The sequence below is a fragment of the Bacillus proteolyticus genome (genome assembly GCF_001884065.1).
GTDB lineage: Bacteria > Bacillota > Bacilli > Bacillales > Bacillaceae_G > Bacillus_A > Bacillus_A proteolyticus.
Genome location: NZ_MACH01000161.1, coordinates 16,063 through 31,218, shown reverse-complemented (window position 1 = coordinate 31,218; position 15,156 = coordinate 16,063). Strand labels below are relative to the sequence as shown.

Annotated in this window: 19 protein-coding genes and 1 pseudogene; 8 read left to right on the top strand and 12 right to left on the bottom strand. The window is 34.7% G+C overall.

Annotation, left to right across the window (positions count from 1 at the left end; translation table 11 throughout):
• The first annotated feature begins 215 nt into the window (after positions 1–215).
• The 3 genes from BAQ49_RS29715 (at position 216) to BAQ49_RS29705 (ending at position 1,922) form a co-directional block, all read left to right on the top strand.
• Positions 216–416 carry an aspartyl-phosphate phosphatase Spo0E family protein gene (locus BAQ49_RS29715; RefSeq protein WP_071748219.1) on the top strand — a complete coding sequence of 67 codons (201 nt, stop codon included), beginning with the start codon at positions 216–218 and terminating at the stop codon, positions 414–416.
• Positions 417–484: 68 nt separating this feature from the next.
• A complete protein-coding gene (locus BAQ49_RS29710; RefSeq protein WP_071748218.1) occupies positions 485–1,144 on the top strand; it encodes an ABC transporter ATP-binding protein in 660 nt (219 codons plus the stop codon).
• The gene (locus BAQ49_RS29705) at positions 1,128–1,922 is read left to right on the top strand and encodes an ABC transporter permease (RefSeq protein WP_071748217.1); all 795 of its coding nucleotides are present in this window, start codon (positions 1,128–1,130) and stop codon (positions 1,920–1,922) included. Before BAQ49_RS29710 ends, BAQ49_RS29705 begins: the two co-directional genes overlap by 17 nt.
• Positions 1,923–1,972: 50 nt before the next feature.
• On the opposite strand, the gene phnA is transcribed toward BAQ49_RS29705, so the two are convergent.
• From phnA to BAQ49_RS29680, 5 genes and pseudogenes are all read right to left on the bottom strand, one after another.
• Positions 1,973–2,314 carry an alkylphosphonate utilization operon protein PhnA gene (gene phnA, locus BAQ49_RS29700; RefSeq protein ID WP_000212734.1) on the bottom strand — a complete coding sequence of 114 codons (342 nt, stop codon included), beginning with the start codon at positions 2,312–2,314 and terminating at the stop codon, positions 1,973–1,975.
• Between the two features lie 203 nt (positions 2,315–2,517).
• A complete protein-coding gene (locus BAQ49_RS29695; protein ID WP_071748216.1) occupies positions 2,518–3,195 on the bottom strand; it encodes a hypothetical protein in 678 nt (225 codons plus the stop codon).
• 93 nt (positions 3,196–3,288) lie between these two features.
• On the bottom strand, positions 3,289–4,071 hold the full coding sequence (locus BAQ49_RS29690) for a DUF2628 domain-containing protein (RefSeq protein ID WP_084667618.1): 783 nt from the start codon (positions 4,069–4,071) through the stop codon (positions 3,289–3,291).
• Positions 4,072–4,325: 254 nt separating this feature from the next.
• Positions 4,326–4,683 (bottom strand): annotated as a pseudogene (locus tag BAQ49_RS29685) (hypothetical protein).
• Positions 4,684–4,719: 36 nt separating this feature from the next.
• Entirely contained in the window at positions 4,720–4,974 is a 255-nt protein-coding gene (locus BAQ49_RS29680) for a DUF7660 family protein (protein WP_071748215.1), read from the bottom strand.
• An 89-nt stretch (positions 4,975–5,063) separates the two neighbouring features.
• Here BAQ49_RS29680 and BAQ49_RS29675 point away from each other — a divergent pair, with 89 nt between their 5' ends.
• Together BAQ49_RS29675 and BAQ49_RS29670 are read left to right on the top strand one after the other, a co-directional pair.
• Complete coding sequence (locus BAQ49_RS29675; protein ID WP_071748214.1) at positions 5,064–5,534, top strand: SMI1/KNR4 family protein; 471 nt, start codon at positions 5,064–5,066, stop codon at positions 5,532–5,534.
• Positions 5,521–6,159 carry a DUF4304 domain-containing protein gene (locus BAQ49_RS29670; protein WP_071748213.1) on the top strand — a complete coding sequence of 213 codons (639 nt, stop codon included), beginning with the start codon at positions 5,521–5,523 and terminating at the stop codon, positions 6,157–6,159. Before BAQ49_RS29675 ends, BAQ49_RS29670 begins: the two co-directional genes overlap by 14 nt.
• A 52-nt stretch (positions 6,160–6,211) precedes the next feature.
• Here BAQ49_RS29670 and BAQ49_RS29665 read toward each other — a convergent pair whose 3' ends face one another.
• The 3 genes from BAQ49_RS29665 to BAQ49_RS29655 all read right to left on the bottom strand — a co-directional run bounded on the left by BAQ49_RS29665 (position 6,212) and on the right by BAQ49_RS29655 (position 8,161).
• Positions 6,212–6,880: a hypothetical protein gene (locus BAQ49_RS29665; protein ID WP_071748212.1), complete on the bottom strand. Its 669-nt coding sequence runs from the start codon at positions 6,878–6,880 to the stop codon at positions 6,212–6,214.
• 125 nt (positions 6,881–7,005) lie between these two features.
• Positions 7,006–7,806 carry a nucleotidyltransferase domain-containing protein gene (locus BAQ49_RS29660; protein WP_244159154.1) on the bottom strand — a complete coding sequence of 267 codons (801 nt, stop codon included), beginning with the start codon at positions 7,804–7,806 and terminating at the stop codon, positions 7,006–7,008.
• Between the two features lie 46 nt (positions 7,807–7,852).
• The gene (locus BAQ49_RS29655; protein ID WP_000248590.1) at positions 7,853–8,161 is read right to left on the bottom strand and encodes a YuzD family protein; all 309 of its coding nucleotides are present in this window, start codon (positions 8,159–8,161) and stop codon (positions 7,853–7,855) included.
• 206 nt (positions 8,162–8,367) lie between these two features.
• On the opposite strand from BAQ49_RS29655, the gene BAQ49_RS29650 reads away from it, so the two are divergent.
• Positions 8,368–8,604, top strand: a complete 237-nt coding sequence (locus BAQ49_RS29650; RefSeq protein ID WP_000431159.1) for a NifU family protein — start codon at positions 8,368–8,370, stop codon at positions 8,602–8,604.
• A 193-nt stretch (positions 8,605–8,797) separates the two neighbouring features.
• Positions 8,798–9,013 carry a hypothetical protein gene (locus BAQ49_RS29645; protein WP_016718816.1) on the top strand — a complete coding sequence of 72 codons (216 nt, stop codon included), beginning with the start codon at positions 8,798–8,800 and terminating at the stop codon, positions 9,011–9,013.
• A 61-nt stretch (positions 9,014–9,074) separates the two neighbouring features.
• On the opposite strand, the gene yutH is transcribed toward BAQ49_RS29645, so the two are convergent.
• Positions 9,075–10,076 (bottom strand): spore coat putative kinase YutH, encoded by a 1,002-nt coding sequence (yutH, locus tag BAQ49_RS29640; RefSeq protein ID WP_071748210.1) that lies wholly within the window; start codon positions 10,074–10,076, stop codon positions 9,075–9,077.
• Between the two features lie 120 nt (positions 10,077–10,196).
• On the opposite strand from yutH, the gene BAQ49_RS29635 reads away from it, so the two are divergent.
• Positions 10,197–10,688, top strand: coding sequence for a phosphatidylglycerophosphatase A family protein (locus tag BAQ49_RS29635; RefSeq protein ID WP_044740520.1), 492 nt, complete (start codon positions 10,197–10,199; stop codon positions 10,686–10,688).
• Between the two features lie 19 nt (positions 10,689–10,707).
• Here BAQ49_RS29635 and BAQ49_RS29630 read toward each other — a convergent pair whose 3' ends face one another.
• The 3 genes from BAQ49_RS29630 to BAQ49_RS29615 all read right to left on the bottom strand — a co-directional run bounded on the left by BAQ49_RS29630 (position 10,708) and on the right by BAQ49_RS29615 (position 15,046).
• Complete coding sequence (locus BAQ49_RS29630; RefSeq protein WP_071748209.1) at positions 10,708–11,187, bottom strand: GNAT family N-acetyltransferase; 480 nt, start codon at positions 11,185–11,187, stop codon at positions 10,708–10,710.
• A 513-nt stretch (positions 11,188–11,700) separates the two neighbouring features.
• Positions 11,701–14,274: an FtsX-like permease family protein gene (locus BAQ49_RS29620; protein ID WP_071748208.1), complete on the bottom strand. Its 2,574-nt coding sequence runs from the start codon at positions 14,272–14,274 to the stop codon at positions 11,701–11,703.
• Positions 14,258–15,046, bottom strand: coding sequence for an ABC transporter ATP-binding protein (locus BAQ49_RS29615; RefSeq protein WP_071748207.1), 789 nt, complete (start codon positions 15,044–15,046; stop codon positions 14,258–14,260). Before BAQ49_RS29615 ends, BAQ49_RS29620 begins: the two co-directional genes overlap by 17 nt.
• Positions 15,047–15,156 lie beyond the last annotated feature (110 nt).

Here is a 15,156-nt window from a genome sequence, read left to right as displayed (position 1 = left end):
TATGTAGACAGCCTTTTTCTATTCATTTTAAAAAAAATAACTTTATCAATATAATTTAATAAATTTATTTATTTCAATATAAAAATCTATAATTGGAAGTGTATACTATATGTAATAGTTATTTCATTTTATTATTTTCTTTAGGACCGAATACGTTCGGTCTTATTTTTTATGCTATAAGTACTACACATAATAGGAGGCATTTCATTTCACTTATGAACTTAACAAAACTAAATAATCGCATAGAAGTGAAAAAGAGGGAATTAATCCACCTCGTTGAAAAGTATGGATTTACTCACGATAAAGTCATTTCTCTCAGTCAAGACTTAGATCGCTTGCTAAACTTATTAACGAAGCTAACTTCCGTCTCAAGACGATCTAATCCTACAAAAAAAGAAAAAAGATGTTCCCTCTGAATAGACTTTATTTTTCTATTTTTCTCTCTTTTTGATACGATATAACTAGAATCAGAAAGGAGCAATTTATGTTTATATTAAAAGACATCAAATATAAAAATATTCTACACATTCCTTATTTACAAATTCAACAAGAAAAAATAACTTGTATTATCGGTGAGAGTGGTAGTGGAAAAAGCACATTACTTCGTATGTTAAATGATTTACAATCACCAACATCTGGAACAATTGAATATAATGGAAAATCTATTTTAGATTATCCTCCCATTCAATTACGACGTGAAGTTGTCATGCTCGGACAAACTCCACCTATTTTTGATGGAACAATTAAAGATAATTTATTAATGGGACTGCGCCTTTCTGAAAAGCCATTTCCAAATGACGATGCCCTGCGGGGCGCATTAACGACTGTTAGCCTAGATAAAAAATTAGAAGATAGCGCCTCTTCTTTATCAGGCGGTGAAAAACAAAGACTTGCTTTCGCTCGTATTGTACTAATGGACCCACCCGTCTATTTATTAGATGAACCAACTTCGGCACTAGATAGTGACACAGAACGACGCGTTATGAAACAATTCACTCTATTGGCAAGAGAAAAGAAAAAAACAGTTATCTTCATCACGCACTCACAACAACTTCCAGAAGAAATCGCAGACGATATTATTGAAATTAGTAAAACAAACGGTGCAACTAGAAAGGAAGTGCTCTCAATTGAAGGGCGTTATTGAACTACAAATTTGGCAACTTGCAGCTGCATATATTTTCATTCTTATTTTAATCGGGCTTGTGAAATTAAAAGGAATACCGCGTGAGAAACAAATTACAATTGCTACATTACGTATGACAATTCAGCTCGTACTAGTCGCATATGTCCTTACATACATATTTGAAAATAGTAATCCGTTTTATACAATAGCTCTCATTACTTCTATTACTACATTTGCGATTTTCAATATTTATAAACGAGTTAATATTCCAATGTCAAAAGAATTAAAACGAGTAGCCGCCCTCTCCATGATTGCTGGATCAATTGGCCCTCTTCTACTATTTATCTTTGTTATTATCGGACACGATCCTTGGTATGCTCCGCAATATATCGTTCCTATTGCCGGTATGCTAATCGGTAATGCTATGACAGGCATTTGCCTCGGGGCAAATGCCTTTTTAAGCAGCATGAAATCACAAAGAGACCATATTGAAGGTGCACTTATGCTTGGGGCAACTCCAAAACAAGCAGCTGCCCCGCTCATACGGGACGCTTTCGATTCTGCTATTTTACCGACAATCAATTCTATGGTCGGAATGGGAATTATAAGTCTTCCAGGCATGATGACAGGACAAATTTTATCCGGTGTATCACCATTTACAGCTATCCAATATCAAATCGCAATTATACTTGGTATTTCTGGAAGTACAGCTTTCTCTGTTATTATCTTCTTGCAACTTGGATATAAAACGTTCTTTAATAAGCGGTGTCAGTTGAAAGAAGTTGAAGTCCAATCATAAAAAAGGCGCTCTGCAAGTTACTTACAGAGCGTCTTTTTTCTTTGCTAATCTTACGCCTTCTTAACGAACTGTGATTTTAACTTCATAGCTCCGAAACCGTCGATTTTACAATCAATATCGTGATCTCCTTCAACTAGACGAATACTCTTTACTTTCGTACCAATCTTTACAACTGAAGAAGTTCCTTTTACTTTTAAATCTTTAATTACAGTAACAGCATCACCGTCTTGAAGAACGTTTCCGTTCGCATCTTTTACAACTTTTGCACCTTCATTACTTTCAGCTTCTGCTTCTTTGCCCCACTCATGCGCACATTCTGGACATACGAAAAGAACGCCATCCTCATACGTGTATTCTGAATTACATTTTGGACAATTTGGTAAAGTAGCCATAAATTCATTTCCTCCGTTCATTATTTATACGTAAAAATCAAAATTGACGTTTACATCTCGATAAATAAAATTTGTATAGCATTTCTTTATACTGCCATAGTCTCGCGTTATTGACAAGCCTACCTCAAATTCTCATTTTTTATTGTATTTTACAAAATTTCAATTCGTATGGTGTTTTGTATTCACATTTTTCGTTAATTAGCTTATTCGACATGTACTTCTTCCATCCAACTACTTGTCTTAGAGCTCACTACTATTAAGTGCTCATTTTCCCATTTTAGTTTACCTAAAAATCTAGAGTAGACTACTTCATTCCCTACTTCTTCTACGAGTAATTTATTTACCACTCTTAGCCCTTTATCGTTATACACTTCACACATTAGCTGAAATCCTTCCGAACGATGAATTCCTTTTAATATAGCCGTTTTCTTTCGGCTTGGGCTCTTCTTCGGTGTTTTATCCACTAAGAATACAATCTCGTAATTCTCTTTCTCTATTTCTTGAAGCGCTTCATTCACATACTCTTTAATCATTTCTATTGATAGTGTTGAATATTTTTCAATAGCTGGTACGACATAGAGGTGAACTAACTCACAAAAATGCTTATATTTCTCCTCAACTGATTCCAGATTTAAAAATTGCATATAATCATAAGGAACGAATATACAAATCTCCCACAAATCCTCACATAATTCATAAGAAGTATCTTTATTAGGATTGGCTAGACAATATATATCAATATTTTCTACAGTTCCTAATCCAAGATTAAACCTACTTAACTTCTTTGAAAAAATCAATTCAAAAATTCTCATTTCGTGTAATCGATTATAATGTTTTTTAGGACGTTTCTTAGCCCAATCATAAAAATGAACATCCATCATACTACCTTTTCCTCCTAATATTATTTACTTTTCTAATATATAAAAAGAAGAACCTTCACAAGATTCTTCTTTTTAAAATGAACGAGTTTCTCTCTAGAAAAACCACATATTTTCTTCAACATAGATTTGATACTCTTCAGCTTCTTCTTCACTCAACTTTTTATTATTTAAATACACTTCTTGCCATTCAAAGTAATCATCATTTAAATATACAGCGAATTTAATTTTCACATTTTTCTTTTCTTCATAATCATAACCAGTAAATTCTACTACATCATAATCTTGTTCTTTCTTTACATACTTCCAATTTGGTTTATCTGTGATAGACTCTAAAGCCTCTCCTTCAAGACTTAAGCGAACAACGTTTTTAATATTAGGTTCAGTTGGTATAGAAGCTAAACCGAAACTAGCGCCTGCAAAGAATACAAATACTATCACCTGTAAAGCAATCATAAGCCCGATATGAGCGCCACCTTTTGATTGTAAATAATACTCTTTCTTATACTCAGGCACATCTTCTTCCTTATGAAACATACGGATAACATGCTTATAATATAATCGGTTTCCTTGCCATCCAGTAAACAGCATCGTTCCAGCATATATGATAAAATCTATCCACATTGGTATATCAATAAAAGTAGCTATAATTAAAGTAGGTACTGCCAATAACGTAAGTATAATAAACAACTTATACATTTTACGATAAGCTAACCAAAAAGTTGGGAAGAAAAAGGCTACCCAATTCCACGTATTCCCTTGCGCTGGATTTTCTACTTTGCCCCACTTAAAGTCATAATAAGCTGTATTCTTTTGAACAACTTTATGTAAATCTTGCGTAGAAATTGTTTCTTGTAAAACAGTGTCCTTCACGTACATCATCCTTCTCTTATTTCTATATAACTTTATTGTATACACACAAAACAAAGGAATCTAACAAAAAAGACATATATTTCACAAAAATGAACATAAATCGAATATATTCCGACAATTAACCTTTTATTATTCCATTTTACTTATAAATATATTAAAATACTTATGAATGATACGTTTAATACACTAAGTTAAGCATTTTACATAGTCATAAAAAAAGATGTTCCAAAATCATTTTGAAACATCCTCCTAATTTTTCACTATTTTAAACTACCTTTAACTTTTTCAATAACATCTTCTATACGTTCCGCTATACATTCTTTCTCCCAATCTCCCTCACCATGCATAGCGGTATAAACTGGACAATTCTCATCATTACTATCTACAAAAATCGGATCTCCAAGATACGAATCTATCCCAATTACAATCTCCTTCTTCATTCCCGATTAGACTTTGCCCTTCACCATCAAAGCTATAACCAAGTTGTCCTTTTTCTATCTCTTCACTATTAAATAGTTCTATTGTCATTGGTTCAAATTCATACTCTAACTCAATTTCATTATCCTCAGCACGATCTACATATTCTAAAAGTTGTTTGATTTTATTGTGATTAATCATGCTATTTTCTCCATTCTATCTTTTAAAAATCTAATTTTATTCATAATGAGCCGCCGCAAGTAACATTTGGGCGATAAACTTCCATGGAATATTTTCTGGAAGCTTCTCCCCTTGATTTATATAAACACCTTCATAATCACCTAACCAACCATTTAATGCCTCTAAATAAGTCTCTACCTCTATATTCTCCCATTCATCTTTATTCATTTTAAAATCCTTTTGGAGATATATAAGAAACTTCAGCAAATCTTCTTTAGAATTCACTTGATCAAGGTATTTGAATACATCCATATTTTGTCCCTCTTTCTATTGCTCGTTATTCAAACTAACTATAATATATGACATAAGATTCTTAAAACTATTATTTGAGGTGATCCAATATGAAGACTACAATTTGGGCAGAAGATGATTATTTAAAACTAGCACCCATTAACAACGAACTAATCAAAAAAGCAGAAGAAGTACTGAACGTAAAGCTTCCAGAATCGTACATAAATCTTCTAAAAGAACAAAATGGAGGAACACTTCGCCTTGATGCTCATCCTACTTTAGAGCCAAATTCTTGGGCAGACGATCACGTTAATGTGTCTGGCTTATACGGCATTTCTTTTGATGAAAATGAATCTAGTATTTTAGAGAGCCATTATTTAATTCAGGAGTGGGAAATGCCTGAGAATCTCGTACTTTTATCTGGGGACGGACATACATGGATTGCATTAGACTATCGAAATGTTGCTGAAAACCCTCCAGTTATATTTATTGATAATGAAGTTGAGCAAATAATTGAATTAGCACCTAACTTTGAAAGTTTCTTACAAAACTTAACTACGTATGAATATGACGAAGAGTAAGCTTCGCTCTAAAAAGGATCAAGATTTTATTACAAATTTACACGCTACTTTAAAACCGCTGGGATTTAAGAAAAAAAGACATACATTTTTCAAAGCTGATAATGGATTTTATAAGCTTATCAATATACAAAAAAGCCTGTTTGGAGATGACTTCTATATACATATAGGAGTTCACCCTATCGGTCTCCCGCAGCTTATAACGGACCAATTACTAATTAAAGAAAACATTTCAATATTCGATTGCATTCTACAAACGAGAATAGAGCCTATACATATGAAACAGAACCCGTTATTGCATAATGTTTCACATGAAACTATCGATATTCCTGATTATCTTTCTACCATTTCCGACTGGTTTCAAGTGTGGGCGTCTTATGCGAATTTAGCAAAAACAAATATACACTCTATTACTCCGGTACTAGCTGTCGTTCCAATATTACAGGAAAAAGCGTTTCTGCTTCTTACTTGTTTCTCTTTCTATAACTTAAAACAGTACGAGCAAGCTAATCACTATTTACAGCAATATTTACACTGCGCCGTGCATCTGAATACCGAGGAAAAGGAGCCGGTATTCTTTCATGAAGTTGATATGTATATGAAAAAACTAGTAGAAAATGCAATGTGATTTCACATTGTGCTTTCTACTAGTGCTTTATCAAACTTTTTATATCCTTCTCCTACAACTCCCAAGTAATATTCATCTCTTCAAACGACGCTTTACTAACTTTTAATCCTTCACTATCATCCGTCCCAATCATCGCTACTTCTTCTTTAGACAACATAATTTTCTCGTTTGGATTTTTGATTTTTCTCTCATACACGAGTTGTAAAAGATCCATTTGCTCCTCTGTCAGTTCATACTCTTCTTCCAATCTTTCTATTGCAGATTCCGTATCAAGTAATGGGATTTCTAATAAGAATCCACCGTGCTCTGCCATCTCTTCAAATGAATCAATCGAATATGTACCGCTATCCTCAATCCAAAATGCCGTCGTAATGAAAGGAACTGTTTCCCCCTCTACCTCTTCTAATACGTATTGGAGTGCTTCCTCTTTAGCAATTTCTATCACTTCCGAAGGCGCCCCTTCAAAATAATTTGCCGCATCAATCCACTCATCAATTCTCTCACTATTCACATCTTGAAGACATACGATTGTGTACTTCAAATGAAAAGTAATTGTCCCTGTTCCTCCCTGACTATCTTGCATACTATAGTTAAATCCATCCCATGAACTTTCATGTGAGAAATCAGGAGCATGTGCTACAAAAATTGCATCTGCAATCGACTTTAAAATACATCCTTTCCATAGTTGCTCTTTATCTATATGTAATTGATATTTACTCATTCTCTTCCCCTACATATATGTTTTTTAATATTATCTTTCGACTTCTCATTCTTTGTAAAGCGTTTTTTCATTATATAAAAATAATAAAAGTATCCTTGTATATGAAGGATGCTTTTATTATTCACCTACCACTTCTCCCTGCACTCCTCAATCAAACACAGCAAATACCTCTTCGTCATATCAGCCCGTCTCCAACGAGAGAACTTTTTCTTTTCTTCTGGATTATGCCGCATTCGCTCTACCTCTTTTAATAAAGGCTCCCATTCTTTCGCTGAACGTTCTAATAAGTATTGTAATCCTCTATCTTTTGAAACGATTGTTTTATGATCTAACGTATATAAAATGCGTCCCATCGTAACGACAGCTGATTCTACCCATTCTTCTATAAAAAATAAATATGGCCGCTTCGCTTTTCCACTCCAGTACTGTTCTACGTTGTATTTCATTGTATTTACTACATCGTTCCATTGTATTTGAAACGGAAGATCTTCAGCTTCTTTCCCAGTAACTGTAATGCCTTGATTTTTCAATGTCCACCATGTGACCGCATTAATATCCCAATGACCTATATTCGCCTTACCGTCTGCACAATACACGTACTCATTCATTTCATCATTGTATTTCCCTAAGTCAGCAAGAGGAATATACATACCATCCATTCTTTTACCTAACGTACTTTTACTAAGCTTTTTATGAAATTCTATAATTTGTTGTTTTTCAGCTTCATTTACGGAATCACTTATTACCGTAACAAAATCAACATCGCTCGTTTCTATATGAAATGCTCCTAACGCGATTGATCCGTAAATGTATACCCCGACTATTTTTTCATCCGAAAAAATTTCTTTTAACTCTACTATGTACTGATTCATTAACTGTTTTACTTCTTCTGGTAGAGCCTGCTTTATTCCGTTCTCCACATCTATCCCTCCATATAAAAAGGCCTTTGCAAATTCGCAAAGGCTTCATGCTTTATAAATATTTCTCGATTTCTTCGTAAACATCCTTCAAACGTGGATTTCCTTCTCCAACAATTTCTCCATTTACAAGAACGACTGGATAAAATAAATCTTCCTCCACTACTCGCTCTGCGAATGCTTTTTTATCCTCATCTTCTTGTTCTTCTTGAAAATCAATATACTCGAAATTAAATTTATTTTCTTGTCCCTCATATTTACGACCAATTGCCGCTTGTAACCACTCAAACGTTTCTGTTGAAGATGGCATTCCAACGCAGCTCGCACAAATTACTTTCGTCCCATACACTTGAACATTAACCATTTCTTCTCCCCCACTTCTTGTTTCAACAGTATATTCAGATGTCTTAGTACATAAGCACATCATTTTACAAACTTATTCCATACCCCTATACTGAAAAAACACGTTGTACACACGATACAATATTTCGACAATAAAACAAGAAGAGAAAAAATAGATTTTCCCCTCTATCTTGATTATAATAAAACTGATGAAAGGAGTCGATAAAAATGGAAAACCCACATATGCAAGAACAAGTATTAGAAGTATTAGATAAATTACGTCCATTCTTACTTCGCGATGGCGGAGACGTTGAATTAGTAGACATTGAAGAAGGTATCGTAAAACTACGCCTTATGGGTGCATGCGGAAGCTGCCCAAGTTCTACAATCACACTAAAAGCTGGTATCGAACGCGCGTTACTTGAAGAAGTACCAGGCGTTATTGAAGTAGAACAAGTATTTTAATTTAAAGCGGAAGCGGCTCGTTCAGAATCGTTTTCTAAAAAGAGACCCATTTGGGTCTCTTTTTTTATTCAAATAACACTTCCGCTTTAACATCATAAAACAAAATTGGAAATCCTTCTCAAAAAATGCGATAATTGATACTATATAGTGAATCGTTCACACATATAAATTAAAAAACATAGGGGGACGACACATGCCAAAAATGGGGAACACTTTTTTAACAATTCAAGAACTAGAAAAGAAAAAAGAGTATTTATTAGAACTTTCATCCGTTATACCAACATGGAATGCGAGCTATCAATTTTTATTTAAAGAAATCCAACAAGAATTATTGAGTAAAGTAAATGAAAAAATCGAAAGACATCAATTCATTTTAAATATATGTGCAGATCAACAGGTAGGGGCATAATGTATTACATACAATTGTAGTATAAAAAAAGAGACCTCCATCGGTCTCTTTTTTTATACTTTTAAGATAGCCAATCTAATTTCCTAATCCCTAACTTATCAACTGGTAAACGAAGTGACCCGTAAAAATGCTTCATAAATTGCTCGGAGCGGTTCACATCGTGTAAAATGGCTTCTAAGCGATCTCTATATATGCTTTTTTGTTCTTCGTTTCCTGTTTGATAATATCGTTCAACGGTTTCAAAGTATTGGAGCGGGAACAGAAGCCTTGCAAATAATAGACGCCAACCAAATGAGGATAGCGAATAATTCCGTTCATAATCTGTAACAAATTGGACGATTGTTTGCTCCCAATCTTTCTTTTTTTCTATCATCATATAGCGAATTAATTCTGCCATATCTCGAGTTGGGTGATCATACACCCAATTGAAAGGAAGTTTGAGGCGCTTCGTTTGATGCCATAATAAAGGTGTGAATCTTTCTTGGCAAATTGTTGCTGCATCAGTCATTTGCGGCGTATCATCCATCTCTGTATCGACAACATATTGAATTGCATTTTCTGCAACTCCTAAGTAATACGGGAAGGATTCAATAAACAATTGATCGAATACGTCTGTAGGGTGGTTCATCACTTGTGATTGCCAAAACTTTTCTAATTGATCGAGCCTTTTTTCCCATAATGCTTTCCATTCACCGATGCGGCTTAATTGCTCGATTTCTTCTGGAAAGAATGCACCTCGTTTATGGAATATAGAAAGCTCACTTCCTAATGATGTAGCATGTCGTTCTAACGCACGCATACCTTTTAATAAGCAGTAATTTTGTTCTTCTATCTCACTTACATAGTAGCCGTGTATAGTCGGAACGAAAGTCGCTACAGTTATATCCCCTTGCTGGTTCATATAATCACTGAGCTTTTTCATCTCTACAAGTACTTCTTCCTCCATTTCTCCAATTGGAACAAGTACATAAATTTTGTTGCGAATCCAAAAGCTTTTATAGGGGCCAAGGGGGATTAATTCTTTAACATGCATGTGATAATGCTCATAAATATGCTGAATCATCGTAGTCGCCACCTATGGTTTTTCTTTATATATATGAGCTTGTGCTCGCCTTTCATTCCTATGCACATGATAAAGCAACGAAACGTATACAAATACTAAAAAGAAAAAAAGGTGATAAACATGAAAGAATCAAATCAACTACAAGAAAGAGCATTACAACTATTACAAGAACGCGGTGTAACAATTGACGATATTGCTGAACTTGTTCATTTTCTTCAAAAGAAATACCATGCAAATTTAGAGATGTCAGAATGCCGTTATAACGTTGAGCGTGTACTATCAAAACGCGAAGTACAAAACGCACTTATTACAGGCATTGAACTTGATGTCCTTGCTGAAAAAGGAATGCTAAGTCAGCCATTACAAGATATCGTAAAACGTGATGAAGGCTTATACGGAATTGATGAGGTTATCGCACTTTCTATCGTTAACGTGTACGGCTCTATCGGTTTCACGAACTTTGGATATATCGATAAATTAAAACCTGGTATTTTAGAATACTTAAATGATAAATCATCTGGAAAAGTACACACATTCCTTGACGATATCGTTGGCGGAATCGCTGCCGCTGCTTCAAGTCGTTTAGCGCACCGTGCTGAGCATTCGGAATAAGGTGTCTAGGCCGTCAGTTTCATACTGACGGCCTTTCGTATTCCATAAGCATAAACTCTCTTCCACGGCTCAAAAAAACAGGTCCTACTTGAAATCCAATGTTTTTATATAACCTAATTGCTCTTTTATTAAATGTTGCTACACTTAGTCGAAACATTTTTGAATTCAATTCCCCAGCAGCAAATGCAATTCCCGCTTGAAAAAATATTTTCCCCATCCCTTTCCCTGTTAAATCCGGCTTCATTCCAAGTCCGATATCTATTACATCTTCTCCCTTATATAAATTAGCATCTCTTCCGCCCAGAACTTGCGCATTTTCTCCAAAACAAAAATAGCCGATGAATTCTCCCTTCTCATCACAACAACCGTAATATGTCCCATCTAATAGCTCTTCTATTACTTCAGCCTCTCCTGAAAAACTATATAAATTGTACGGTTCCTCATACGTCCACATATTTATCTCATTCGCTTCTTCTTCTGTTAACTTATGTATTTCCATTCCTCTCGCTCCTCATCAAATATTCTATATATATTTACTCATTCATTTTTAACACTCAATTTCCCTCTAATTACAATATGCATAATTACATACGCACACCCATTTAAAAAATGCTAAACTTTATTTGAATCGCTGTTGTTACACTTCTTGATTAAGAAAGATCGTTAACCGGAAAATTAACGTCTTATCAAATTCAAGCAATTGGCACATTTTGTCATCATCAAAGACACTCAAAAGAGTGTCTTTTTTCTATACCTGAGCAGGACTTGCTCATTTACAAAATAAATGCATAAATTACTATAACTCTTTAAACGCATTATTCCCTTTTTATACGCTAGGGTGTTCGTTGCGACAGATTCGGATAATAAAAAGCACTCCAGCCAGAGTGCTTTTTACTTTCAAACAAGGAGGTTACATATATGGATAGTACTCTTGTATTTAACTTCGGCATTGGTATTGTCATTATTTTATTCGTCTTCTTTGTTCTTTGTATGAGCGGGGTGTAGCAATCTTTTATGCTGATAACTCCTTTAAAGTATCACTTAATTTGAACTTTCTTAATTGTAATGAAGCAATCATAGCTGCCCCTGCTCCAAGCACCACACTAGCTAGAGCCAATATGCACATTTGATTATACGGAATGATAATAACCGTTAACTCTAAGCTTGATAACACAATGTAACTAAACAAAATTCCGCCAAAAATGCCAATACAACCAGCTATCGCTCCAAGTAAAGTTCCCTCTAATAACACAATCCGTCTCATTTGCTTCGGAATAGCTCCTACCGCACGAATCATACTAATTTCAGCACGTCTTTCATGTAAACTTGCGACAATCGCATTCATTAATCCTATACCAGAAATGATGAAAATAATTACAACTAACAAACGAATTAACATCATCATTTGCGATAATAATTGCTCTTGTTCTTTCAATAAATCATAACTATTTATAACTTCTACATTCTCTTTATTATTTGTAATTTGTTTTACTTGCTTCTTAATCGCTTCAAATGATTGATTAGAATTAGTCATAATTTGAAGCGATTCATACCCTTGCACGTGAAACTTATCACGGGCCCATTGTTCATTCACAAAAATATCCAACCCTCTTAACCTTAATCCTTGCTCAATAATCGAAACGACTTTAATCGTTTGTTTTTCTTTTCCCTTTCCTTGTACTTCAATCGTATCTTGCAACTGAAGTCCTAAATTTTTAGCCGTTTCTTTCGTAACGACTCCCTCACCATCTTGTAATGGCTTATTTAAATTTTGCCCTGAAATCACTTTCGCCTTCGTTACTTTCTGATACGCTACAATATCGTTACCCACAACTTCCATTGAATCATAGTTAAGATTATTTTTTTTCGCATGTTCATACCATTCTTGATTCGCTTTTTTAAAGTCATAATTTACAAGTTTTGCTGTGAAGTCAGTAGCATTCCCTACACTCGCTTCTACACCGTCAACTTTTTTAACCTTCTCCATCCAACTAAATGGTAAAATCTCAATTCCTTGCGACTCCATCGGTACACGTACTACTAAATCCGCTGGTAAATGCTTTTGTAATCCTTTTTTCATACCTTCATACATAGAATTTACATACATCGTTCCAACAAGTGCTAACATAAAACCAAATGCTAGTATAGCAACTGAAACAGCTGCCTTATTCCGATAACGAATTACATTTCGACTACTAATCGTCGTTTCAATTCGAAATATCATTTGCAAAGGTTTTGCAATAACAGGCGCTATCATACGAATAAATAACGGAATCGCAAATAACAAACCAACTGCAAATAACAGCGCTCCTATCGCACTTGGATTAAAACCGATATACTCCTCTAATACGTTACCCGCTAGTCCAATAACAGTACCAATAATTAAAATGCTAAGACTAAAAGCACTCCATCTTTTTTCTTTTTTCTCGTTACTAGGAAGACCTGGCCGAAGTGCTTGAACTGGAGGAATCTTTCTAACCATGAAAGCTGGTATAATAGCCCCTATGACAGACATAACAATCCCTAGTAAAAACGTAATGAGTAAAATCTCACCTGAAATCGAGAATGATTCTTTCCCAGCACTCTCAATATTCACCCATTTATTAATGAATGATGCCGCAATTGTGTGCGTACTCGCTCCAAGAACAATTCCTGCTAGAGATCCAATTGCTCCAATACATAAAGCCTCTAATAAAACGACTAATATAATTTGATTTGGATTACTACCAAGTGCACGTAATAATGCCCATTGCTTAAATCGACTTCTGACAGATAAGAAGAAACTTCCCATTATTAACAGGGCTACTACAAATAAGGCAATACCACCTAAACTAAAAATTAATGGCTTCATTACATTTAGTCGTTCAAATGCCTTATCGACATAAGTACGTTGGTCTACCTTTATATTTTCTATCTTCTTATTTACATCAAGAGCAATCGCTCTCTTCACATTTACATCGAGTGTTTTCACTTGAACGAGATTGAACTGGTTTGATAGATTTAATTCTTTTTGAAGCCACTGGATTGGAAAATAAGCCCCATGCCCCATTGCCGCCATTAGCGGTGGATTTAAAATCCCGACGACTTTCACAGTCTTTTCTCCATGCTGCGGGAATGGCAGTTTAATCATATCTCCTACCCGTATATTTTCACGGTCTGTATACCCTTTTGTCAGTGCCACTTCAGCACCTTTTTTCGGATATCGACCTTCTAATATTTTATAAGAATGCATTTCTGGAGAGTCTTGCTCAACACCCCAATAAGATGGCTTTCCCGATAACTCTTTATAATTTGGAAAAGGATATGGTATAAGTACTTTTGATATTTTTTCAGCGTTTTCTAAGCCATCTATTCCTTTTAAACTTTCATTATTTAAATACATATCGTTTTTTATATAGCCAAATTGTAAATTATAATCTCCATACCGACTTACTACTTGTTCCTTCACACTTTGCTCAACTGATTGGTTACCGAGTAATAACATAGTCGCTAACATAACACCTAAAGCTGCACCGAGGGCAATCAACATATTACGTAACCAATTTTGTTTCATAGATTTTACCGCATACTTAATTACCCATCGCATCACCTTTACCTCCTACTTTAAAGTGACGATTCATAATCTCTTGAATTTGAGTAACTTGTTGCGGGATATTTCGAAATTTCCACCCTTTACTTTCAGCATGTTCATGAATCACTTCACCATCTAATAAGAAAACAACTTTATCAGCATGGGCTGCTACGAATGGATCGTGCGTTACAATAACAGCCGTTTGTCCTAACTCATCGCATGCATTACGAAGGGCCGCAATTATATTTTTGCTATTTTCTGAATCCAATGCCCCTGTTGGTTCATCCGCTAATATAATGGCTGGCTCATTTGCAAAAGCTCTTGCTATCGCAACCCTCTGCTGTTGTCCACCTGATAACTGTGCTGGTAAATGCTTTTCTTTTTCCTTTAGCCCAACGAGATCTAATAAACGATTTGCTGTCAACACTGCCTTCTTTTGTGAGACATTATCTAACAGTAAGGGTAATCCTACATTTTCCTCCGCACTAAACACTGGAATTAAATTAAACTGCTGAAAAATAAAACCAATTTTATGCCTTCTAAATAAAGCGAGCTCTTTTTCTTTTAATGTTGAAATCTCTGTACCATCAACTCGAATACTACCTAACGATGGAATATCTAATCCACCTAACAGCTGAAGTAAGGTCGTTTTACCTGATCCACTTGCCCCCATAATACAAACGAAATCCCCTTTTTGAATTTGAAGATTAATACCTTTTAATATCTTTACTTTGCTATCCCCAATATCAAACGATTTTTCTAACCTTTCAATTTCAATAATATTCATCCCGATATCCCCTTCTCTCTCTATTTACCAATCTATATATTCTATTCAAAAATGAAAAATCCCTACTTATTTGTATTTTTTTGTCATATACTATCATATATCCCGTATTA